We start from the raw sequence: 21,417 nt of genomic DNA on the forward strand, positions 1-21,417 counted from the left end.
CGTAAGCATGACTAGTTGGGAGGAATATAAGGCTAAAGCTTGGGAGAGGATAAACAGAGACAAGGAGATAGGTTATCTAGACCCTGATATATATGATATTTTAAAAGCGTTCTTCTCAAGGCAGAAGTCTTATACACAGAGCAGTTGCAGTGGTAGAATTAGTATAATAGATGCTAAATTACCTTGGGAAAGGAGAGACTCCACGGTAGTATTTAAAGATCATTTAAAATTTTCGGTAGAAGATCTATATGATGTTTTAGATAAGGGAATTGTACGAAGGCTTTGGCTCATTGTTCAAGGACCTATTATTCATGTTTACACTAAGGATATGGAGGAAGCATTAAACGTTCTAAAACTTGCTAGGGACGTTGGTTTTAAACATAGTGGGATTTTATCCTTTAACGATAAAGGAATTTTAGTGGAACTAAGGACAGGTGTCAAGATGGTTCATTTACTTAAGCCTAATCTTCCAGAAGAGGAAGCAAAACATTTGGTAGAAGTTTCTTTAGAAATCCTGAACAAGGGAAAGGAAAAATTAAACAATTTAAGGAATATAGTGGAGTTATCTGTAGCTAATGATTCTATGAAGTTGGGGGAGGACTCTAAACTGGACACCAAATTCCATTACAGAATCAGCTAACTCCTTTAAGGCATTTACATAATCGTTCCTTCTTCCATCAGGCTGGAGTAGAACTTTTCTGTGATCTATCCTGTTTTCTTCTACAAATTTTATTACTTCCGGTATATCGGTCTTGGGATTAACTATAACAAATTTATAGTAGGTAGCCCAGTCGTCGTCCTTAAAGTTGTACTTTAACCTATAACCAGCATTACTCAATTTAGGGGATACAGAGAAAACGTCTACTAGTTCCATTAATTTCTGGTTAGGCTTTATAGTTCCACTAGTTTCTACTACTATCCTCTGCTCTAGTTTTTTTAACTCTTCAGCTAAGGGGATTATGTCTTGTAGAAGGGGTTCTCCACCTGTTATTGTAGTGGTCTTTACCGAGACGTTAATTTTCGAGATAATCTCCTGAATACTTAACTCTTTACCATCATATTTATGCCAAGAGTACTTGGTATCACACCATATGCAACGCATATGACATCCTGCTAATCTAACGAAGTTAGACGGTGTACCAATTACTTCTCCTTCTCCCTGAATCGATGTGAATATCTCAATTATCCAATACTTCACTCTGTTTCGATAATAGTTTAAGAGCGTAGTTTAAAAGTTCATTTATTCCAGTGTTCTTCTCTGCACTTATTTCAAAAATTTGCTCATTTTTTATTTCATTTTTTATAGCGTTATAAAGTTCCTCATTTAGGTCATCAATCTTATTAATTACTGGAATGACCACTTTTCCTAAGCCCATTATTTCTCTATATAGATCAAGTTGTTCCTTATAAGTATACATTGATGAGTTTGATGCGTCAAATAAGAACAGGATTATGCCATTTAAGTTCTTAATCGCATTAATAGCCTTTAACTCCACCACGTTTCTGTCTTTCATAGGTCTATCTAAGATCCCTGGCGTATCTATAACTTGGACAGTTAATATACCAGACGTTATATGTCCAACATGTATCTCCTTGGTGGTAAATGGGTATGATGCTATCTCAGGTTTAGCTGAGGATATTTTACTCACTAGGCTACTTTTACCAACATTGGGTGGTCCTGCAACTATTATTGTCGGCAAATAGGGATCGATGGTCTGTAATTTCTTTAATTCCTTCGAAATTCTAATTACTAAGTCAATACACTCCTTCCTCTTCCTCAGTACGGAGAAGACTCTTCCAACGTATTGTCTCATATATTTATTTGGTCTATTTTGTGGATCCCTCTTTATGAGTGAGATATATTCATCTGAGAGTTTCTCAGCTAATAATACACTTTTCCTAATTGCAGACAGGCATCTTTGAAAATGTCCTATATCTCCTGAAGTTATTTCCAAAAGTTCTCTATAGAATGGGTGAAGATCACTTATTTTTGGAAAAGTGTCTAAAAAAACACGATATTTCCTAACTTGTTCCACAACATATTTTATTCTCCTTATTTCTCTGTCCTTCGGAGTATTTCCATTGATTTTTGGAATTCTGTTAAGGATTGTTTTTATAACTGTTTCAGGATCATTTGGTATTGAAATTTTCTCAAAAGGATTCAACATACTTTCGTTCCTGCGGGAGTTTCCCCGTCTACAGTTAATATCTTAGGTTTTATTCCTTTTGCTTCATCTTCTTTACATCCAGCAGCTAGTATCATTCCCTGACTTTCAAATCCCCTTATTTTTCTAGGCTTCAAATTTACTATGACAACAACCTTTTTACCCAATAGCTCCTGTGGTGTATAATACTCTGCGATTCCGCTTATTATCTGCCTAGTTTCAGTTCCTAGGTCTACAATTAACTTTAGTAATTTAGTTCCTTCTATCCTCTCAGCTTCTTTAACTATCCCCACTCGAAGATCCATTTTTGCGAAGTCGTCTATTGTTATCTCGCTCATAATATCTTCGTTTACACTCTGTCATAAAAAGAGTCATTTACTTAATAAAGTAAAAATACCATCACGTAAATAGGATAGTTTTTTATATTACTCGAGTATAAAATTTATATGGAACCTAAGAGGGTCGCAGAGGGAAAAACCAAAATAGTATATGAATTCGATCCTGAGCATTATCTTCTTAGATTTAAAGATAGTATAACCGCAGGTGATGGTGCCAGAAAAGATGAACTTCCGGGTAAAGGTACTTTAAATGCTCAAACTTCAGCGCTGTTCTTCAGATTATTAGAGAAGAACGATATCAGAACTCATTACGTTGGTATGTATGACGAAAAAACGATGATAGTCACTAAATTGAAGATGATTCCAGTAGAGGTAGTTCTAAGAAACATTGCAACTGGAAGCATAGTAAAGAGATTACCTATAAAAGAGGGAGAGGTATTTGATCCTCCAATAGTGGAATTTTTCCTTAAAGACGATTTAAGGCATGACCCATTATTAAATTACTCTCACCTACAGTACTTCAACTTGTTAACCAGGAAGGAAGCTGAAATAGTAGAGGAAGTGATAGTTAAGGTAAATGCTGTAATGAAAAACTTCCTTAAAGAGAGGGGTTTAGTCTTATACGATTTGAAGCTCGAGTTCGGAAAAGATAAAGATAACAATTTGATCGTTGGAGACGAGATAACGCTTGATTCAATGAGAGTTAGAGATGAAAAAACAAACAAAATTTTAGATAAAGACTTATACAGAAAGGGCGAGTCATTAGAGGTAGTAAAGAAGGCATATGAAGACTTCTTTAACTTGATATCAAGGTGATAAAGACGTTATATAATGTTGAGCTCATAATAATCAGTAAGGATGGTATAAGAGATCCTGAAGGAGAGACAATTCAACGTTATGTTGTACAGAAATCTACAAATAACGTAAGAGAAACCAGAGCTGGCAAGTATTTACTTTTCAGAATAGAGAGTAATTCTTCTGAAGAAGCTCAAGAGACAGTGAAGAGAATAGCTGAGGAGATGAGACTGTTCAACCCCATTGTTCATAAGATCATTATCAGGGTGTCAAGGAGTGAGGGTAGCAGTAATTAAGTTCCCAGGAACCACTTGCGAGATTGATGTCTATAAGGCTCTTAAAGAGGTGGGGGTAGAGAGTGAAATAGTTAGGCATAAGGACTTTGATCCTGATAACTTTAAGGCAGTAATTATACCAGGTGGATTCAGCTTCGGAGATTATCTGAGAGCTGGGAGTATTGCTGCTAGTACAGAGACCATGAAAAAAATAAAAGAGATGGCAGATGCTGGAAAAGTAGTTATCGGGATCTGTAATGGTTTTCAGATCTTGGTGGAAAGTGGGATACTTCAGGGTGCATTATTACCTAACCTGAATTTACGTTTCTTGAGCAAATGGGTTTATCTAAAGGTAAATAGGTTTGACACTGTTCTCACCAGAGGTTTAACTAAAACTGTAGTTAGAGTACCCATAGCTCACGCTGAAGGAAGATATTACCATAATGACTCTGAGATGGCAAAAAGAATTGCAGTTTTTCTCTACTCTGACGAGAATGGTAACGTTGATGATAAAAATAATCCTAATGGCTCTATCTATAACATTGCAGGTATAGCTAATGAGAGTGGTAATGTTATAGGTATGATGCCTCATCCTGAAAGAGCCTCTTTTAATTTAACGTCTCCAGACGGGGAGACAGATGGTTTATTGCTATTAAGGGGGTTGAAAAGAATTGAGGCTTAGTTTATCCTCTCAGGAAATGGAGCTAGTGAGGAAGTTTTTAGGGAGGGAGCCGAAAGAGGAGGAATGGTTAGTTGTAGATGCCCTATGGTCAGAGCATTGTTCATATAAATCGTCAAAAATATTCTTGAGGAGTTTTCCCAGTGAGGGCGAAAGAGTAGTAATGGGTATAGAGGATTGGCAAGACGCAGGGGCGTTGGACGTAGGCGATGGATGGGCTGTAGTCCTCAAACTGGAGAGCCATAATCATCCATCTGCTATTGATCCTTTTAACGGAGCAGCCACAGGAATTGGAGGAATAATACGAGATATAATCAGTAAAGGCGCTAGACCTATAGCCTTACTTGATATGATAAGGGTTGGTAATCTTAATAATTCAAGAAATAGATGGCTGTTAAAGAACATAATAGCAGGTATAGGATTTTATGGAAATAGTATAGGTGTTCCTGTAGTTGCAGGTGAGCTAGCGTTTGACGAAACGTATAATGATAATCCATTAGTTGATGTAGCTGGACTAGGTGTTGTAAAGAAGGATAAGATCGTACCAAGTGTAGTAAAGGAGGCAGGGCTAAAGATCGTTCTTGTTGGTTTAACTGGTCTGGATGGACTTGGTGGTGCATCCTTTGCATCTAGGAAACTTAGCGGAGAAGATGAGATAGGTGCAGTTCAGATTGCAGATCCCTTTGCTGGGAAAATAGTTTTAGATGTAACTCTTCAAATCGCTGATAAAGTAGAGGCAATTAAGGACTTAGGTGGTGGTGGGCTAGTTGTCGGAATCACTGAAATGGCTAACGGATTAGGTGTAGAGGTCGAGCTGGATAAGATACCCTTGCGTGTCAAGGATTTAACACCTGGAGAAATTCTAGTCTCGGAAACCCAGGAGAGAATGGTATTTGCTGTAAAACCAGAGAGAGTAAAGGAGGTTTGTGAAGCCTTTGAGTATTATGAATATCCTTGCGCAGTTATTGGAGAGTTCACTAATGATACTAGTATTAGATTCTTATACAAGGGGAAAGAGGTTGTGAATTTACCCTCGAGTTTACTCTTGAATCCACCTAGATATAAGTGGGGTGTTAAAAAAACTAAGTACTCAGTATATTATGAAAAACCCAATATAAACCTAGAAGTAGCTGTGAAGGAGATTCTGTCTTATCCAGACCTTGTAAGCAAGTTCTGGGCATATTCCCAGTTCGATTATGAGGTAGGAACATCTACAGTGCTCAAACCCGGAGAGGCTGATTCAGGCTTAATATCTTTACCAAATGGTAAGCTATTAGCAATCAAGGGTGATGCTAACCCTGATTTATGCGCAGAAGATTCTTATGAGTGTGGTAGATATATTGTAGCAGAAGCATATAGAAATCTAGCCACAGTGGGCGCTAAGGGAATAGGTGTTGTAGATCATTTACAGTTCGGAGATCCTAAGAAACCTGAAGTATACTATCAATTTGTTGAGGCAGTAAGGGGTATAGCAGAGGCTTCAAAGTATTTCGGTACCCCTATAGTTGGGGGTAAGGTCTCATTTTACAACGAGAATAAGGAGGGGAAACCAATTAAGCCAACACCATTGGTTGTCATGGCTGGATTAGTACAGGACAAGTTTTTGAGACCTAAGATTACTGAGGGTGCGTCAATAATTATGATTGGATTTACCAGGGAGGAGATGGGAGGTTCACTATTGGCTAAAATATTTGGAAATTATGGAGACGTACCTAAGACTAGGTTAAATGAGGAACTTCTGTCAAGCGAACTTGTGATTAAGGCAATAAATGATGGGAAAATAATCTTCGCAAAAGACATTAGTAAAGGCGGTTTAGTAGGAGCGTTGCTACCTATACTTGTAAGGGGATTCGGCGTCTCAATTGATACTAATTTAATACCTTCAGATACCGATGACGTAATTTCCAAGCTGTTTTCTGAAAATGGAGGAAGATTCATTGTTTTGAGTGAAAGAGAAGATGATATTAATTGGCTCGAAAGCCAAAGTAGAGGAATTTATGTATCTAAGATAGGAGAAGTCACTAGAGAACAATACGTAATGTGGTTAAGGGAAGGAAAGAAAATAGACCTGACTAAAGAAGTAAATAATTATCATAGATATCTAGAAGAGGTGACAAGTGATTAGCAAGATAAAGGAACATTGCGGAATAGTCGGAATTCACAATGTTCCCGATGCACCAAGAATTGTATATGAGACTTTGAAGTTTCTCCAACATAGAGGTCAGGAATCGGCTGGAATAACATTCCTCGATAAGGATCGACTTAGTACTGTTAAGGGACTAGGACTTGTGGAAGACGCATTAGACCCAATAATTCTTAAATCGTCAAACTTCTCTATTGGTCACGTAAGATACTCGACTACAGGACGGGGAGTAATAGATGAAGCTCAGCCCCTAAGCGACGGTAAAATCGCTCTAGCGTTTAATGGAACTATTCCAAATTACATTAATTATAACGTGAGGATTGATACTGAATTCATTTATGAAGTACTGAAAAACCAAGAAGATATAAGGCAAGGGATAAGAAAATTGGTGGACGTAGCAGATGGTGGTTATTCCTTAGTTGTCTTAACCAATAAGGGTGAACTAATCGGTCTAAGAGATCCCAAAGGCTTTAGACCTTTGGTTTTAGGTAAATTAGGCTCAGGCTATATTATAGCGTCTGAAGATTCTGCAATAAGGCAGTTGGGAGGAATAGTGATTAGGGATGTTAAACCCGGTGAGATGATATACATCAAGAATGGCTCAATTGAAAGCGAGATCGTAGCTAGGGACGAAGTTCATTTTTGTTCCTTCGAGTATATTTACTTCTCTAGGGCTGACTCAATAATAGACGGAGTTTCAGTCTATAGGGCTAGAGTGAGGTTAGGCGAGATATTAGCTGAGAACCATCCAGCGAAAGCAGATATTGTGGTTCCTGTACCGGAGTCCTCTGTGCCAATTGCCCTAGGGTTTTCAAGGAAATCTGGAATTCCTCTGGAATATGGATTGGTCAGAACGTCTGTATCTAAGAGATCTTTTATAATGCCTTCCCAGGATAAGAGGGAAAGTATTGTTGAGGAGAAATTCGGAGTTGTTGGTGAGGTGGTAAGAAACAAGAAAATTATATTAATAGATGATTCTATAGTTAGAGGCACAACAATGAAAAAATTAGTGAAACTAATTAGAGAAAATGGTGCAAGTGAGATTCATGTGAGAATAGGTTCACCTATGATCAGGTATCCCTGCTATATGGGTATAGACTTTCCGAACAAGAAGGAATTAATCGCAAATGATAAAAACGAGATGGAGATTGCAAAGTCAATTGGAGCAGATTCTGTTGAATACCTCTCTATAGATGAGATGATTAAGGCAATTGGTAGACAAGATTTATGTCACGCATGTTTTTCAGGTATGTATCCTCTTAAACATTCGTATGATTTTTCTAAACTCAGTGTAAGTATGAAAGGGTGAGTGTGATGGCAGGTATACTAGGTGTATATGCATTTGATAAAATCTGGAACATAAGTAAGTTTTTGTACTACGGTATAATAGGCTTGCAACATAGAGGCTATTCAAGAAGTGGTATCTCGACATTAAGCGATAAAGGATTTTTTACCATCTCAGGAGACTCAGCACCTGAAGACTTAGAGCTTCCAGAGATTCAGGGATGGGCTGGTGTCGCATATACAGGATTAGAAAAGAAGTATCCTTATACCACAGATTATGGGGTTTTATCCATAGATGGAGTAGTGAAGACTGATCTCAATGAACTCAGTAAAAAGCTATACAAGGATCCTGAGACTGCCCTAATGGAAGCTGATGGAGTCTTCTCTTTAGTCTTCCTATCAAAAGACGGAAGAATGATCGGTTATAGGGATGAACTTGGAGTAAAGCCACTGGAAATAGGAGGTTTCGGATTTGATCTAGCCATACTGTCTTCTGAAACACCAGGTATTTCAGTGATTGGTGGTGAGTTGAAAAGGGAAATAAAGCCAGGAGAACTAGTTTATATAGATTCATATTCTGTGTCGTACAAGAGACTTAAGGAATCATCGTCCTCTAGATATTGCTCTATTGATATAGTTTATCAGTCAAGGATAGACAGTTACGTTTTTGATGGTAATATCTACGATATAAGGGTCAGGATAGGTGAACAGTTAGCTGAAGAGAGGAAAATTGAAGGAGATGTGGTAATAGGAGTTCCAGACACTGCAATACCATACGCAATAGGCTATTCCCGTAAATCCGGAATACCATTCTCTTTAGGCTTCACCAGGACAGGCAGTCCTATAAGGACTATGTTAGCCTCGGATGATTTCCTCAAGGTTATTGGTGTTCAGTTAAAGCTTAATCCCATAAAGTCTGCCGTTAAGGGAAAAAGAGTAATATTAATTGATGATTCTATGGTAACTGGAAGAACATTAAAGAACACCATCTTTAACTTAAGAGTATTAGGAGCCAAGGAAGTACATGTGCTAATTGGCAGTCCTAAGCTAATTGCCAAATGCCCCTATGGTATGCAAGTTCCTGAAGAAAAGGAGCTCATAGCAGCCAATCTTCCGGATAACGAAATAACTAAAGTTATGGGTGCAGACTCAATATATTGGCTAAGTCTTGAGGGACTTTACAAAGTAGTTGGTCATAGAAATTTATGCGTTGGTTGCATGACTAACCTCTTTCCTAAATGGTGATCGGCATGAAGAAAGTTCTCTTAATAGGTGAAGGAGCAAGAGAAAATGTATTAGCAGAAGCACTAGGAACTTCTGAAGAAGGATATAGAGTCTTCGCTCTTTCAAGCTACAAAAATCCAGGAATAAATGAGATTGTTATGAAGACTAATGGCGAGTACTTGATAGGAAATATAAATTCAGTTGAGGAAGTAAGGAGAGCTATTAAACAAGTGAATCCAGATTTTGGCGTAATTGGTCCAGAAGAGCCTTTATTCCATGGTATAGCAGATGAGTTCAGAAAAGAGGGTATCCCAGTAGTTGGACCCAATGCAGATGGTGCCATGATCGAGAAATCTAAGGTTTGGATGAGAGAGTTAATGTGGAAATATGAAATTCCAGGAAGGCTCAGATTCAGATATTTTAATAACATGCAGGAAGCTGCTAAATTTATTCTCGAATATGGCGGCTCAGTTGCAGTTAAACCGGCAGAACAAGTAGGTGGTAGAGGAGTTAAAGTGGTCGCAGATTTACAGGCTTATTTAAGTGAGGAAAAAAGAAGCGCTTTAAGTAAAGGTGTCGAGAACGTTGCTAGCTTGGTAAAGGGAGATGTGAAAATTCTTATTGAAGAGAAAGTAGATGGACCGGAGTATACTCTTCACGTTCTGACCGATGGTAAAAGCTATTTGCCTCTGCCTTTAGCTCAAGATTATAAGAACGCATATGAGGACGGAATAGGTCCGGAGACCGGTGGTATGGGGTCTATATCTGGACCAGACTACTTATTGCCGTTTATAAATAGGGAGGAATTTGATAAATCTTTTGAGATAGTTAGAAAAACTGCAGATGCAATTGCAAAGGAAGTGAAACAGGCTTATGTTGGTATACTTTCTGGTCAAATGATGTTAACTGCCATATGGGGACCCACGATCATAGAGTATTATTCAAGATTAGGGGATCCTGAGACCTCAGCCATAATTCCTAGAATTACTAGTGATTTCGGAAGAACCTTAGAGTTGCTTGCAACCTCTCACTTGAATAAAGCTAAAATAGAAATTAATGAGAAACCGTCAATTGTTAAAGCCGTAGCACCCTTAGGTTATCCATTAGATAAGAATATGGCAACTGGGCATACAATTTGGCTGGATTTACCTAGAATGAGGGAGATAGGTTGTAATGTATATTTCGGTTCAATATCACAGGAAGGGGGAAAACTTATAACAAAAGGTTCGAGAGCCCTTGAAATTACAGTGGTTGATGACTATGATAAAGCTGTAGAGAAACTGGATAGGTGTTTCTCATTGATTTCTTCGGATACAAAATTGATATTTAGACACGATATTGGAAGGACTATCTCTCAGCAGGAGGAAAAAGCCGAAATAGTGAGATTTTCGTATAAGTCCCGTGAATCTAAGGGAATTTTGGGCGTAAGTGCAGACTGGTCACCAAATGGTGGTCTATGGTGAGCGAATACAGTAAATCTGGCGTAAATTTAGACAAACTTAAGCAGTACCATAATTTCATAGCTAATTATTTGGGTTCATCTAGGCTTGAAGTGGGAATAGGGCATTATGCTGGCGTGATAAAGTTTGATGACAAGTATTTGGCAATGCATGTGGATGGGGTAGGTACTAAGACTCTTTTGGCGTTAAAGACAGGTATCATAGAGCCCACGGGAGTTGACTGCATTGCTATGAACGTTAATGATATAGTCTGCGTTGGTGCAAGACCGATAGCTATTGTTGATTATTTAGCTTTGGAAGGGGAAATGGACGACGTGATACAGAAAGTTATGAAGGGGTTGAAAGCAGGTGCTGAGGAGGCAGAGGTTAATATTATAGGAGGTGAAACTGCAATAATGCCTGGTGTGATCAAAGGATATGATCTATCATGCTCTGCTATTGGAATTGCTGATGCACTGAAAACTGGGGAAGATGTGAGACCTGGAGATGTGGTTTTAGGCTTAGCTAGTAATGGGGTTCACTCCAATGGTTACTCTCTCATAAGGAAGTTGATAGATGAGGGAAAGTTAAGATTAGACGATTGGGCTGAAGAGTTAATGAAACCCACAAAAATCTATGTAAAATCAGTGTTGTCTGTTAAGGATAAAATTAAGGCTGTTGCACACATAACCGGTGGTTCCTTTTCGAAGTTAAGAAGGATAACCAAGTTTGGAATATCTCTTAAAATGCCTGAGCCTTTGGATATATTTAAGGCAATAGAGAGTGCAGGAGTTAGTCATGAGGAAATGTATAAGGTGTTCAATATGGGAGTCGGAATGGTAATTTTTGTGGACAAAAAATTGAAAGACGATGTAATTGATACCTTAGCAAAGAGAAATGATGTGGTTTACGAATTGGGAGTAGTAACAGAAGGTAATGGTATAAAGATTTCAACCTACAAAAATTCTATTGTATATTTATAATATATAATATAGTCCTTTTAAACTCTGAGTACAATATGGGTGTCTAGTGGTTAATATGAAACAAATGGATATAAAATCTTTAGTAAATTATGTCGCACTAAAGATATTAGGTGGTAGCGACTATATTCTAGAAGCATTAGAAAAATACCTAGTAAAAGGAGAAGGTCCAGCTACAGTAGCATACGAGTATCAGATATCAAAGCATCAACTCAGGGGATATGCTCAAAGGATTATTGAAAAGAGTGGAAGCGAAGGAAGGGCTAAGAAGATTCTCCCGATTATTAAAGGCATATCAAAGGACGTTAAACCGATTGTTAAAAGAACAGACGGAGATCTATATTATTGTACACTCTGTAATACATCGATTCCTAAGGAGGATACAGAAGAGCACGTGAGGAAGTATCATAAGGAAATTCTTACATCAACAATAAAGACAATGTTGGAGAGATTAGAAGAATATAAGAAAGAAAAGCAAGCCGTAATACTTACATCAGTAAGTTAATAAGAGAGATAATTTTTTGAGGTAATACTCCTCATAGTTAACTGTCCTCTTTAAAAGGAAGACTTTTAATTTATTAAATTACTTTTTTCTATTTGAGAGAGAATGAAAAAAGTTGTAAGCGTCAGATTGAGGGAAGACGTTGTAAACAAAATTGATTACTTTGTATCTGAAATGGGTTTAGAGAGCAGAACAGATTTTCTAAAACAAGCCTTAGACTATTATGTGAAGAGGAAGAGGTCAACGGCTAAAGGAGTCCTTTAACATTCTATATGTAAAGAATAACGTATTTTTAATTATCTCGTCATCTTAAATACCATTTTTTGATTCTAATTTGCGGAATGAAAATCGTACTTGCATACTCAGGAGGATTAGATACGACTGTTGCTATTCGATGGCTAAGAGAAACCTTCAACGCTGATGTTACAACAGTTACAGTGGATGTAGGTCAAAAGGATGATTTTTATCAAATAGAAAAAAGAGCTTATATAGCAGGAGCAATAAAACATTATACTATAGATGCAAAAAAGGATTTTGCAGAAAGATATATCTCATACGCAATAAAGATGAATGGTTTATATGAAGATATATACCCTCTCTCAACAGCCTTAGCAAGACCATTAATAGTTGAAAAGGTAGTCGAAATAGCCAAGAAAATAGGTGCGGAGGCAATCGCCCACGGCTCGACATCAAAAGGTAATGATCAGGTTAGATTTGATTTAGCGGTTAAGGCGTTGTACCCTGAGGCAAAGATCATAGCCCCTGCAAGAATATGGAATATGACAAGGGATAAGGAAATCGAATATGCTAAATCGAAAGGAATTCCAATAAAGACAGAAAGTAGTAAGTATAGTATAGATGAAAATCTTTGGGGAAGAAGTATAGAAGGAGATATAATTTCCGATCCATCAAAGGAGGTTCCTGAGGACGCATTTGAGTGGACTAAGAAGACAAAAGATGACAAACTTAAGATTTCCTTAACCTTTGATAAGGGTCTTCCTGTGGAAGTCAATGGAGAAAAAATGGATTTACTTAAGGTTATTCAAGTACTTAATGAGCTCGTTGGTTCAAGAGGTTTTGGAAGAGTTGAACATCTTGAAAACAGAGTAGTGGGCTTTAAATCGAGGGAAGTCTATGAGGTACCTGCTGCACTAGTTTTAATTAATTCTCATAAGGACTTAGAGAAATCAACTTACACTCCACTAGAATTTAGATTTAAGAGATCTCTTGATGGTCAGTGGAGTGATCTGGTTTATCAGGGTCTATGGTTTGAGCCTTTACGAGAGACTATCCAGATAGCTGGAGATAATCTAAATAAATGGATCTCGGGGGAGGTATTTATTGAGGTTGAAAATGGTAACATGAAAATCTTAGGCAGAAAAGGAAAGTTCTCTCCATTTTCTGAGGAGATAGCAAGTTACAATAAGGGCTGGTATCCATCTGACGAGATGGCTAGAGGTTTCATAGAGATCTTTGGTATGCACTCATTGGTGGCCAGAAAATCGAGAGGGATATGAATGTTATATAGAAGATGGGGCTCTGATAAAGATTTTGTAATTTCGTACACTTCCTCTAATGAATCTGATAAAGAGATTGTAGAAGAAGTCAAGCTTACTTTAAAGGCTCATGTTATAGAACTATACTTATCTAATTACATCTCTAAGGATACTGCAAAAAAGATCATTCGTGCAATAAATTCCTTCAAAGATTACCCTTCCTCAGGCTATGAAGACGTTCATGAAGCTTTAGAGGATTATATTATAAAGAATATAGGAGAAGAGGGAGGTTGGGTTGGACTTGGTCGCAGTAGAAATGATCATGTAGCTACAGCCCTGAGACTAAGAACTAGAGAATATATTTTTGACATTATGGAAGAACTTTACTTACTTAGGAAGTCCTTAATCGAACAGGCTAAGAAAAACCTAAACACGATTATGCCATCTTATACCCATTTCCAGCCTGCTCAACCCACTACTTTGGCTCATTACTTCATGTATTTGGAAGAAGAGTTAAACACACCATGGGAGGCTTTGTTTAACTCCCTGAAACTAATAAATAGAAGTCCATTAGGTAGCGGAGCAATAGTAGGTAGTAATGTTAAGATAGATAGGAAGAGAGAGGCTGAACTGTTAGGCTTTGATGATGTACTTTATAATACAATATCGTCAACCTCTTCAAGGATAGATTTCATTAATGCAATATCCTCACTGACATTACTAATGCTAGTGTTAAGTAGATTTGCCGAGGATATGATACTACTGTCTTCTATGTTCGTTAATATAATTAAACTTCCAGATAGTCATGTCAGTACTAGTAGCCTTATGCCTCAAAAGAGAAATAGTGTAACGATGGAGATCTTGAGAACAAAGGTGGGAGAATGTTATGGAGATTTATCGTCACTAATGATGATTTACAAAGGTTTACCTTCTGGGTATAATCTCGATCTGCAGGAGATGAATAAACATTATTGGAATTGTATCAAACATGTGATACCATCAATACATATTACAAGAGACATAATTCAAAATATTCAAATCAAAAATTTTGGAGAAATACAAGGCTTAACAGCTACTGATTTAGCTGAAGAAATGGCTATTTCCGGCATTCCCTATCGAAAAGCTTATATAGATGTGGCAAACAAAATTAAAGCGGGCACTTTCGTAGCTGGAATTTCTTACACAAAATCCATAGAAAATAAAAAGGTAATTGGATCTCCAAATCCAAGTTTATTGACACAGGAAATTGAAATTAAAGAAAAGAGACTCAATAATCAACATGAAAAATTTAAGCAATATAAGGAAAGTGTTATAGAAAAGATGGGTCAATTGGGAGTGATAGAAGATGGATTATTACAACAATGATACACCAGGATACGTATATCTAGAAGATGGAACTTTAATGAAAGGAATAGGCTTTGGTGCCAAGGGTATACGAGTCGGTGAAATAGTATTTACAACGTCCATGAATGGCTACCCAGAGAGTTTGACTGATCCTTCCTACAAAGGGCAAATCCTTGTAATTACACATCCCTTGATAGGAAATTATGGTGTTCCTGAGAAAAATTATGTCAATGGCATACTCACTAATTTTGAATCAGAGAGAATTCAAGCTGAAGGCCTAGTTATATCAGAACTAACAGAACCTTTCAAATGGAACTCAAAACAAACTTTACATGAATGGCTTCTCAGTGAAGGAATTCCAGGTGTCTATGGAATAGACACGAGGGCAGTTGTAAAGAGAGTTAGATCAAGAGGAGTAATGATGGGAATAATCGCTTCAGGTGTTGAAGTAAATAATCCGGAGGAATATTTGAAGAAAAAATATGACGAAATGAACTTTATTCAGTATACCTCACCAAAGGCTCCTATAATTCACCAAGGTAAGACAGGCGATGTTGTAGTTGTAGTTGATTGCGGAATTAAACACGGGATTTTGTATCAGTTATATTTGAGAGGATTTACCGTGGTTAGAGTTCCTTGCAATTATAGTGCGGACAAGATAATGGACTTTTATCCCAAAGGATTACTGTTTAGTAATGGTCCTGGGAATCCAAATCTTCTCACTGATTTGGTGAAAAACTTCAGAGAGATAATTGAGTACAATCTTCCCACATTAGGGATATGTTTGGGTCACCAGATAGCTACCATGGCTTTAGGAGGAAAAGTTAAGAAGATGAAGTTTGGTCATAGAGCCATCAATAAGCCTGTTATAGATACAACCACTGGAAAGAGCTACATTACTACCCATAATCATGGTTACGCAATACTTTCAAAACAAGATGTTCCTATTCACACACGTGTTTGGTTTTATAATCCAGATGACGGAACTGTTGAGGGTTGGATACATGAAAAGTACAACATAATTACCACTCAGTTTCACCCTGAGGCTAGACCCGGTCCATGGGATGTAACTTGGGTTTTTGATAAATTTAAGAAAATGGTGGTAGGAGATGCGTGAGAACGTAAAAAGAGTTTTGGTAATTGGTTCAGGTCCAATAAAGATAGCTGAGGCAGCAGAATTCGATTACTCAGGAAGTCAAGCACTAAAGGCTCTGAAAGAAGAAGGAATTGAAACAATATTAGTAAACTCTAATGTCGCAACAGTCCAGACGAGTAGAAAGTTCGCAGATAAACTCTATATGATTCCTGTGACTTGGTGGACTGTAGAGAGGGTAATAGAGAAGGAGAGACCAGATGCGATAATGATAGGTTTTGGCGGGCAAACAGCATTGAATGTCGGTGTAGATTTATACAAGAAAGAGATATTGAAAAAATATGGTGTAAAAGTTCTAGGTACACCTATAGAAGGTATAGAAAGAGCCTTGAGCAGAGAGAAATTCAGGGAAACAATGATTAACGTCAACCTACCTGTACCTCCTAGCCTTTCTGCAAGATCAGAGGAGGAGGCACTCGAGAAAGCAAGACAGATAGGCTATCCTGTAATGGTCAGGGTGAGCTTTAATTTAGGTGGAAGAGGTTCCACAGTAGCATGGAGTGAAGAAGATCTGAAAAGAGATATCGGTAGGGCATTAAGCCAGAGTTATATTCATGAAGTCCTCATAGAGAAGTACTTACACCATTGGATTGAACTTGAGTATGAGGTAATGAGAGATAAACACGGAAATTCAGCAGTCATAGCGTGTATAGAGAATCTAGATCCAATGGGAGTTCATACCGGTGAGTCAACAGTTATTGCACCATGCCAAACTTTGGATAATAAGGAGTTCCAGGACATGAGGAGTATGTCAATTGATGTGGCTAAATCTATCGATCTAGTAGGTGAGTGTAATGTTCAATTTGCACTGAATCCTTTAGCTTATGAATATTATATAATAGAGACTAATCCAAGAATGTCAAGATCTAGTGCTTTGGCTAGTAAAGCAACAGGTTATCCTCTAGCCTATGTGTCAGCAAAACTAGCTTTAGGATATGAACTGTATGAGGTCTTAAACAAAGTTTCTGGATCAACTTGTGCATGTTTTGAGCCCAGTTTAGATTATGTGGTAATAAAGATACCTAGATGGGATCTTGATAAGTTCGAAAATGTCGAGCACTCTCTAGCAACTGAAATGAAGAGTGTAGGAGAGGTAATGAGTATAGGGAGGTCATTTGAAGAGGCTCTTCAGAAAGCCGTTAGAATGCTAGACTTAGGAGAGCCTGGAATAATTGGCGGAAAAGTGTATAATTCGAAGATGACTAAAATCGACTCATTAAGAATGTTAAAGGAGAGAAGACCATATTGGTTCCTCTATGCTTCAAAGGCTTTTAAAGAGGGTGCGACTATTGACGAAGTTTATGAAGTGACTGGTATTAATAAGTTCTTCCTCAACAAAATAAAGAATTTAGTAGATTTCTATGAAAGCATAAAGAACAATAAGGGATTAGACCAGAAGACTCTGTCAATTGCTAAACGTTTAGGCTTTAGTGATTATCAGATAGCTAGCGCGGTAGGTCTAAGTGAGAAGGATATCAGGGAACTAAGGCAAAAGTATGGAATTGAGCCTAAAGTTAAGCAAATAGATACTCTAGCTGGCGAATGGCCTGCAGTTACAAACTACCTGTACGTGACTTATAACGGAACTGAGGACGACATTGAATTTTCGAACGGTATAAGAAAATTGCTTATCGTCGGCGCAGGTGGTTTTAGAATAGGTGTATCAGTTGAGTTTGATTGGGGTGTAGTTTCTCTACTAGACTCTGCCTCAAAGTATTTTGATGAAGTTACAATAATTAATTATAATCCTGAAACAGTCTCAACTGATTGGGATATCGCCAGGAAATTGTACTTTGATGAAATATCGGTGGAAAGGATTTTAGATCTTGTAAGGAAGGAGAAGTTTAACTATGTTGCGACATTCGCCGGAGGTCAGATAGGGAATACAATATCGAAGAAACTTGAAGAGAATGGTGTCAAATTACTGGGTACCTCTGGACACAGTGTGGATATAGCTGAGGATAGAGAAAAGTTTTCAAGACTACTTGATAAGCTAGGCATAAAGCAGCCTGATTGGATATCTGCAAGATCAATTGAGGAGGTCAGGAAATTTGTAGAAATGGTTGGTTATCCAGTTTTGGTCAGACCAAGCTATGTCCTTAGCGGTTCGGCAATGAGAATAGTTTACAATGACACAGAATTAGTATCTTACATAAAGAAAGCCACAGAGATCTCTTCAGAACATCCTGTGGTAGTATCTAAATACATTGATAATGCAATAGAAGCTGAGATAGATGGTGCTTCTGATGGTAGAGGTGTTTATGGTGTTGTACTTGAGCATGTAGAGGAGGCAGGAGTGCATAGCGGCGATGCAACTATTAGTATACCATTTAAGAAGCTGAGTCCTGAAACGGTTCATAAAATGAAGGAGTCAATTCACTCAATTTCTCGTGAACTGAATATTAAGGGTCCATTTAATGTCCAATTCGTAGTTAAGAACGGAACTCCTTACATTATTGAGATGAACCTCAGAGCTAGTAGATCTATGCCATTCAGTAGTAAGGTAGTTGGGAAGAACATAATTGACCTCGCTCTTACAGGCGTGATAAAGGGATTTGACTTTGACGAGTTTGTTGAACTTAAGGCAAAATCATGGGGAGTCAAATCAGCTCAATTCTCATGGGCGCAGTTGAAGGGCGCATATCCCTTCTTAGGTCCTGAGATGAGAAGCACTGGAGAAGCTGCATCGTTGGGTGTAGATTTCTATGATGCATTATTGAAGAGCTGGCTGTCCTCGTCTCCAAATAGATTACCTGATCAAAAAGGTATTGCCCTAGTTTATGGAAGATCGAATGTGGAGTATTTACAAGCGTCTGCAAGAAACCTATCTGAATACGGCATGACGGTCTATACTCTCTCTGATGCTCCCATCTATGGTTATGAAGTTACAAGTAGTGGTAAAAGCGTAGAACTAATTAAAGACAGAAAAGTTGAAATAGTTGTAACCGATGGATATCTTAAAAGCTTAGATTATGAGGTGAGGCGTATTGCCGTTGATTATAACGTACCTATAATATTAAATGGTAGGTTAGGTGAGGAGTTAACAAAGGCATTCTTATTAAGAAAAAGTAACATGACTTTCTATGAAATAGGTGAGTATGGGGCAGGTATATGAGAGTAGCACTTGTCGTTGACATAGTAAGACAAGAGGAAAAACTAATTGCTAAAGCACTGGAAAAATTTCAATTACAATATGATGTAATTAATGTGGCACAAGAGCCCTTACCTTTTAACAAAGCCTTAGGAAGATATGATGTGGCAATCATAAGACCTATAAGTATGTATAGGGCACTCTACGCATCAGCAGTTTTGGAATCAGCTGGTGTTCACACCATAAACTCAAGTGATACTATTAGTTTATGTGGAGACAAGATTTTAACATACTCAAAGCTGTATAGAGAGGGCATACCAATACCTGACTCTATAATTGCCATGTCATCAGATGCTGCATTAAAAGCCTATGAACAAAAAGGATTTCCACTGATAGATAAACCACCAATAGGTAGCTGGGGAAGACTAGTATCTCTCATAAGGGACATTTTCGAAGGTAAAACCATAATTGAACATAGGGAGTTGATGGGCAACTCTGCTCTTAAAGTTCACATAGTTCAGGAGTACATTAACTACAAAAGCAGGGACATAAGGTGTATTGTGATAGGTAGTGAGCTTCTAGGTTGTTACGCTAGGAATATACCTTCTAACGAATGGAGAGCAAATATTGCTTTAGGCGGTTATCCATCGCAGATAGAGGTAGACCATAAACTAAAAGAGACTGTATTAAAGGCTACGAGTATTATAGGTGGAGAGTTCGTATCCATAGATGTAATGGAGCACCAATCTAAAAATTACGTTATAAACGAGTTTAATGACGTTCCAGAGTTCAAAGGATTTATGTTGGCTACCAATATTGATGTAGCGGAAGAGCTAGTGAGCTATGTGAAAAATAATTACCTCAGGTAAGCCAAAAATATATCATGATGTGTTTCCTCTAAAACTCTCCTCATTGCATCTATTTTTTGCCTCAAATTAGGAACCAGAGCTTTGGGATACTCCAACTCCCATAACAACTCATATAATTCCTCCATCATTTGGTAAGTCTTTTCTGCTTCTTCCAGCTCTTTCTTCCTTAAGTGTTCTAATGTTTTTCTTCTTAGCTCTCCTATAGCGTCCGCTATACCTAAGATGTAAAAAGCGTCTGGTATTCCTAAATCTGTAGCTATTAGTAAATTCTGATTAAAATATATGGATATCACGATTGTTGCCTCTGCAACTTCCTGGAAAGCAGTAGCTATTTCGCCATAAAGTAATTCTGGGTATTTTTCTATTAGCTTTTTCAAATTGTCCAGTTTTTCCAATGCCAGTTTGTACTTGTTTAATGCCTCGTCTTTTCGGAATCTATGTGATAGAGATATTGCCTCTCCTGCGTATCTAATGATCTCCCTTGATATCGAAAATGCTTTTTCCCTAGCATCAAATCTATCCTGTAACTTAGGTACCACAGTTGTTATGTAAGTCTTTAAGGTTTCTGTTACCATAGGATTAAAATGTCAGTAATAGTATATATAGTAAATGAGACGTTTTAATTGTAATCCAAAAAATACTTATACTTTTTATACTTTTAAAGTAATATGAGACAAGTAAATGTAGTTTCTATTGTAGGAGCGGGAATTATTGGAGCAGGTTGGAGTACCTTATTAGCTGTCCATGGATATAGAAATATCTTTTACACGGAGAAGAAGGAGACCTTAGATAAAGGAATACTCAAAATTAAGGGTTATCTTCAAGTTATGCATGAATATAAGCTGGCGGATAAGAGCCCAGAGGAGTACATGAAATTGATAACTCCTACTACCGATTTTAATGATGTTCTGAAAGGGGATTTCATAATTGAGGCTGTTATTGAAGATTATGGAGTTAAGAAGAAAGTGTTCGGTGAATTGGATGAGAGACTTGATAAAGATGTAATCATAGCCAGTAGCACCTCAGGGTTACTAATCTCTGAGATCCAAAAGTCCATGTCAAGACATCCAGAAAGGGCCATTATTGCGCATCCTTGGAACCCTCCCCATCTTCTCCCTCTTGTAGAAATAGTGCCTGGTGAAAAGACTTCAGAGGAAGTCATACAATCTACGAGAGAATTCATGGAAGACAAACTGAAAAGGGTAGTCGTCGTTCTCAAGAAAGAAGTTCCAGGATTTATTGGAAATAGGCTTGCATTTGCTCTATTTAGAGAAGCTGTGCATCTTATTGACGAGGGAGTTGCAACTGTAGAGGATATTGATAAAGTTGTAACTGCCGCTATTGGACTTAGATGGGTATTTATGGGACCCTTCCTAACGTATCACTTAGGTGGAGGAGAGGGTGGATTAGAGTACTTTTTCAGCAGAGGATTTGGTTATGGTGCAAATGAATGGATGTATACCCTTGCAAAATACGATAAGTTTCCTTACACAGGAGTTATTAAAGCTGTAAACCAAATGAAAGAGTACCAGTTCATAAAAGGTAAAAGCTTTCAGGAACTATCAAAATGGAGAGATGAAAACTTGATAAATGTCTTAAGATTTTTAAAGGAGAAAGGAGCAAAAAAATAGAACAAATCT

General features: G+C 37.7%; 21 protein-coding genes. 17 read left to right on the forward strand and 4 right to left on the reverse strand.

The annotated features are described in order from the left end of the window. Nucleotides 1-7 precede the first annotated feature (7 nt). Entirely contained in the window at nt 8-640 is a 633-nt protein-coding gene (locus tag SACI_RS07650; protein WP_011278418.1) for a tRNA-wybutosine modification methyltransferase TYW3, read from the forward strand. On the opposite strand, the gene SACI_RS07655 is transcribed toward SACI_RS07650, so the two are convergent. From SACI_RS07655 to metG, 3 genes are read right to left on the reverse strand one after another with little or no spacing between them, the layout of a single operon-like run. Then, nucleotides 563-1,198, reverse strand: coding sequence for a 7-carboxy-7-deazaguanine synthase QueE (locus SACI_RS07655; protein ID WP_011278419.1), 636 nt, complete (start codon nt 1,196-1,198; stop codon nt 563-565). The two genes, SACI_RS07650 and SACI_RS07655, sit on opposite strands and share 78 nt — an antisense overlap. Next, on the reverse strand, nt 1,179-2,168 hold the full coding sequence (locus SACI_RS07660) for an NOG1 family protein (RefSeq protein ID WP_015385641.1): 990 nt from the start codon (nt 2,166-2,168) through the stop codon (nt 1,179-1,181). Before SACI_RS07660 ends, SACI_RS07655 begins: the two co-directional genes overlap by 20 nt. Then, on the reverse strand, nt 2,162-2,503 hold the full coding sequence (gene metG / locus SACI_RS07665; RefSeq protein ID WP_011278421.1) for a methionine--tRNA ligase subunit beta: 342 nt from the start codon (nt 2,501-2,503) through the stop codon (nt 2,162-2,164). The genes SACI_RS07660 and metG overlap by 7 nt, the downstream gene beginning before the upstream one ends. A 108-nt stretch (nt 2,504-2,611) precedes the next feature. On the opposite strand from metG, the gene purC reads away from it, so the two are divergent. The 15 genes from purC to lysX all read left to right on the forward strand — a co-directional run bounded on the left by purC (nt 2,612) and on the right by lysX (nt 19,777). Beyond that, nucleotides 2,612-3,319: a phosphoribosylaminoimidazolesuccinocarboxamide synthase gene (purC, locus tag SACI_RS07670; protein WP_011278422.1), complete on the forward strand. Its 708-nt coding sequence runs from the start codon at nt 2,612-2,614 to the stop codon at nt 3,317-3,319. After that, nucleotides 3,316-3,594 carry a phosphoribosylformylglycinamidine synthase subunit PurS gene (purS, locus tag SACI_RS07675; protein WP_011278423.1) on the forward strand — a complete coding sequence of 93 codons (279 nt, stop codon included), beginning with the start codon at nt 3,316-3,318 and terminating at the stop codon, nt 3,592-3,594. Before purC ends, purS begins: the two co-directional genes overlap by 4 nt. Then, a complete protein-coding gene (gene purQ, locus SACI_RS07680; protein ID WP_015385642.1) occupies nt 3,575-4,255 on the forward strand; it encodes a phosphoribosylformylglycinamidine synthase I in 681 nt (226 codons plus the stop codon). Before purS ends, purQ begins: the two co-directional genes overlap by 20 nt. Continuing rightward, nucleotides 4,245-6,377, forward strand: coding sequence for a phosphoribosylformylglycinamidine synthase subunit PurL (gene purL, locus SACI_RS07685; protein ID WP_011278424.1), 2,133 nt, complete (start codon nt 4,245-4,247; stop codon nt 6,375-6,377). Before purQ ends, purL begins: the two co-directional genes overlap by 11 nt. Continuing rightward, nucleotides 6,373-7,704, forward strand: coding sequence for an amidophosphoribosyltransferase (gene purF / locus SACI_RS07690; RefSeq protein WP_370685267.1), 1,332 nt, complete (start codon nt 6,373-6,375; stop codon nt 7,702-7,704). Before purL ends, purF begins: the two co-directional genes overlap by 5 nt. 5 nt (nt 7,705-7,709) lie before the next feature. Then, on the forward strand, nt 7,710-8,924 hold the full coding sequence (locus SACI_RS07695; protein ID WP_011278426.1) for an amidophosphoribosyltransferase: 1,215 nt from the start codon (nt 7,710-7,712) through the stop codon (nt 8,922-8,924). Between the two features lie 5 nt (nt 8,925-8,929). Then, nucleotides 8,930-10,366, forward strand: a complete 1,437-nt coding sequence (gene purD, locus SACI_RS07700; protein WP_011278427.1) for a phosphoribosylamine--glycine ligase — start codon at nt 8,930-8,932, stop codon at nt 10,364-10,366. Next, nucleotides 10,360-11,325 (forward strand): phosphoribosylformylglycinamidine cyclo-ligase, encoded by a 966-nt coding sequence (gene purM / locus SACI_RS07705; RefSeq protein WP_015385643.1) that lies wholly within the window; start codon nt 10,360-10,362, stop codon nt 11,323-11,325. Before purD ends, purM begins: the two co-directional genes overlap by 7 nt. A 55-nt stretch (nt 11,326-11,380) precedes the next feature. Further along, nucleotides 11,381-11,827, forward strand: a complete 447-nt coding sequence (locus SACI_RS07710; RefSeq protein ID WP_011278429.1) for a hypothetical protein — start codon at nt 11,381-11,383, stop codon at nt 11,825-11,827. A gap of 102 nt (nt 11,828-11,929) precedes the next feature. Next, nucleotides 11,930-12,088 (forward strand): ribbon-helix-helix domain-containing protein, encoded by a 159-nt coding sequence (locus SACI_RS07715; protein WP_011278430.1) that lies wholly within the window; start codon nt 11,930-11,932, stop codon nt 12,086-12,088. A 77-nt stretch (nt 12,089-12,165) separates the two neighbouring features. Beyond that, nucleotides 12,166-13,341: an argininosuccinate synthase gene (locus SACI_RS07720; RefSeq protein ID WP_011278431.1), complete on the forward strand. Its 1,176-nt coding sequence runs from the start codon at nt 12,166-12,168 to the stop codon at nt 13,339-13,341. After that, on the forward strand, nt 13,342-14,685 hold the full coding sequence (gene argH / locus SACI_RS07725; RefSeq protein ID WP_011278432.1) for an argininosuccinate lyase: 1,344 nt from the start codon (nt 13,342-13,344) through the stop codon (nt 14,683-14,685). Continuing rightward, complete coding sequence (carA, locus tag SACI_RS07730) at nt 14,666-15,781, forward strand: glutamine-hydrolyzing carbamoyl-phosphate synthase small subunit (RefSeq protein WP_011278433.1); 1,116 nt, start codon at nt 14,666-14,668, stop codon at nt 15,779-15,781. The genes argH and carA overlap by 20 nt, the downstream gene beginning before the upstream one ends. Then, the gene (carB, locus tag SACI_RS07735) at nt 15,774-18,932 is read left to right on the forward strand and encodes a carbamoyl-phosphate synthase (glutamine-hydrolyzing) large subunit (RefSeq protein ID WP_011278434.1); all 3,159 of its coding nucleotides are present in this window, start codon (nt 15,774-15,776) and stop codon (nt 18,930-18,932) included. The genes carA and carB overlap by 8 nt, the downstream gene beginning before the upstream one ends. Beyond that, nucleotides 18,929-19,777, forward strand: a complete 849-nt coding sequence (gene lysX / locus SACI_RS07740) for a lysine biosynthesis protein LysX (RefSeq protein WP_011278435.1) — start codon at nt 18,929-18,931, stop codon at nt 19,775-19,777. The genes carB and lysX overlap by 4 nt, the downstream gene beginning before the upstream one ends. Here lysX and SACI_RS07745 read toward each other — a convergent pair. Beyond that, nucleotides 19,765-20,352 carry a haloacid dehalogenase gene (locus SACI_RS07745; protein ID WP_011278436.1) on the reverse strand — a complete coding sequence of 196 codons (588 nt, stop codon included), beginning with the start codon at nt 20,350-20,352 and terminating at the stop codon, nt 19,765-19,767. The genes lysX and SACI_RS07745 overlap by 13 nt on opposite strands. Before the next feature lie 93 nt (nt 20,353-20,445). On the opposite strand from SACI_RS07745, the gene SACI_RS07750 reads away from it, so the two are divergent. Continuing rightward, entirely contained in the window at nt 20,446-21,408 is a 963-nt protein-coding gene (locus tag SACI_RS07750) for a 3-hydroxyacyl-CoA dehydrogenase family protein (RefSeq protein ID WP_011278437.1), read from the forward strand. Nucleotides 21,409-21,417 lie beyond the last annotated feature (9 nt).

The organism is Sulfolobus acidocaldarius DSM 639, assembly GCF_000012285.1.
Taxonomy (GTDB): Archaea; Thermoproteota; Thermoprotei_A; order Sulfolobales; family Sulfolobaceae; genus Sulfolobus; species Sulfolobus acidocaldarius.

What these genes read in the sequence shown, in the direction of transcription:
- purD (WP_011278427.1), top strand. Translation starts at nt 8,930, where the DNA reads ATGAAGAAAGTTCTCTTAATAGGTGAAGGAGCAAGAGAAAATGTATTA.
- SACI_RS07715 (WP_011278430.1), top strand. Translation starts at nt 11,930, where the DNA reads ATGAAAAAAGTTGTAAGCGTCAGATTGAGGGAAGACGTTGTAAACAAA.
- SACI_RS07750 (WP_011278437.1), top strand. Translation starts at nt 20,446, where the DNA reads ATGAGACAAGTAAATGTAGTTTCTATTGTAGGAGCGGGAATTATTGGA.
- SACI_RS07650 (WP_011278418.1), top strand. Translation starts at nt 8, where the DNA reads ATGACTAGTTGGGAGGAATATAAGGCTAAAGCTTGGGAGAGGATAAAC.
- lysX (WP_011278435.1), top strand. Translation starts at nt 18,929, where the DNA reads ATGAGAGTAGCACTTGTCGTTGACATAGTAAGACAAGAGGAAAAACTA.
- SACI_RS07660 (WP_015385641.1), bottom strand. Translation starts at nt 2,168, where the DNA reads ATGTTGAATCCTTTTGAGAAAATTTCAATACCAAATGATCCTGAAACA.
- SACI_RS07695 (WP_011278426.1), top strand. Translation starts at nt 7,710, where the DNA reads ATGGCAGGTATACTAGGTGTATATGCATTTGATAAAATCTGGAACATA.
- SACI_RS07745 (WP_011278436.1), bottom strand. Translation starts at nt 20,352, where the DNA reads ATGGTAACAGAAACCTTAAAGACTTACATAACAACTGTGGTACCTAAG.
- purM (WP_015385643.1), top strand. Translation starts at nt 10,360, where the DNA reads ATGGTGAGCGAATACAGTAAATCTGGCGTAAATTTAGACAAACTTAAG.
- carA (WP_011278433.1), top strand. Translation starts at nt 14,666, where the DNA reads ATGGATTATTACAACAATGATACACCAGGATACGTATATCTAGAAGAT.
- carB (WP_011278434.1), top strand. Translation starts at nt 15,774, where the DNA reads ATGCGTGAGAACGTAAAAAGAGTTTTGGTAATTGGTTCAGGTCCAATA.
- SACI_RS07720 (WP_011278431.1), top strand. Translation starts at nt 12,166, where the DNA reads ATGAAAATCGTACTTGCATACTCAGGAGGATTAGATACGACTGTTGCT.
- purC (WP_011278422.1), top strand. Translation starts at nt 2,612, where the DNA reads ATGGAACCTAAGAGGGTCGCAGAGGGAAAAACCAAAATAGTATATGAA.
- SACI_RS07710 (WP_011278429.1), top strand. Translation starts at nt 11,381, where the DNA reads ATGAAACAAATGGATATAAAATCTTTAGTAAATTATGTCGCACTAAAG.
- argH (WP_011278432.1), top strand. Translation starts at nt 13,342, where the DNA reads ATGTTATATAGAAGATGGGGCTCTGATAAAGATTTTGTAATTTCGTAC.
- metG (WP_011278421.1), bottom strand. Translation starts at nt 2,503, where the DNA reads ATGAGCGAGATAACAATAGACGACTTCGCAAAAATGGATCTTCGAGTG.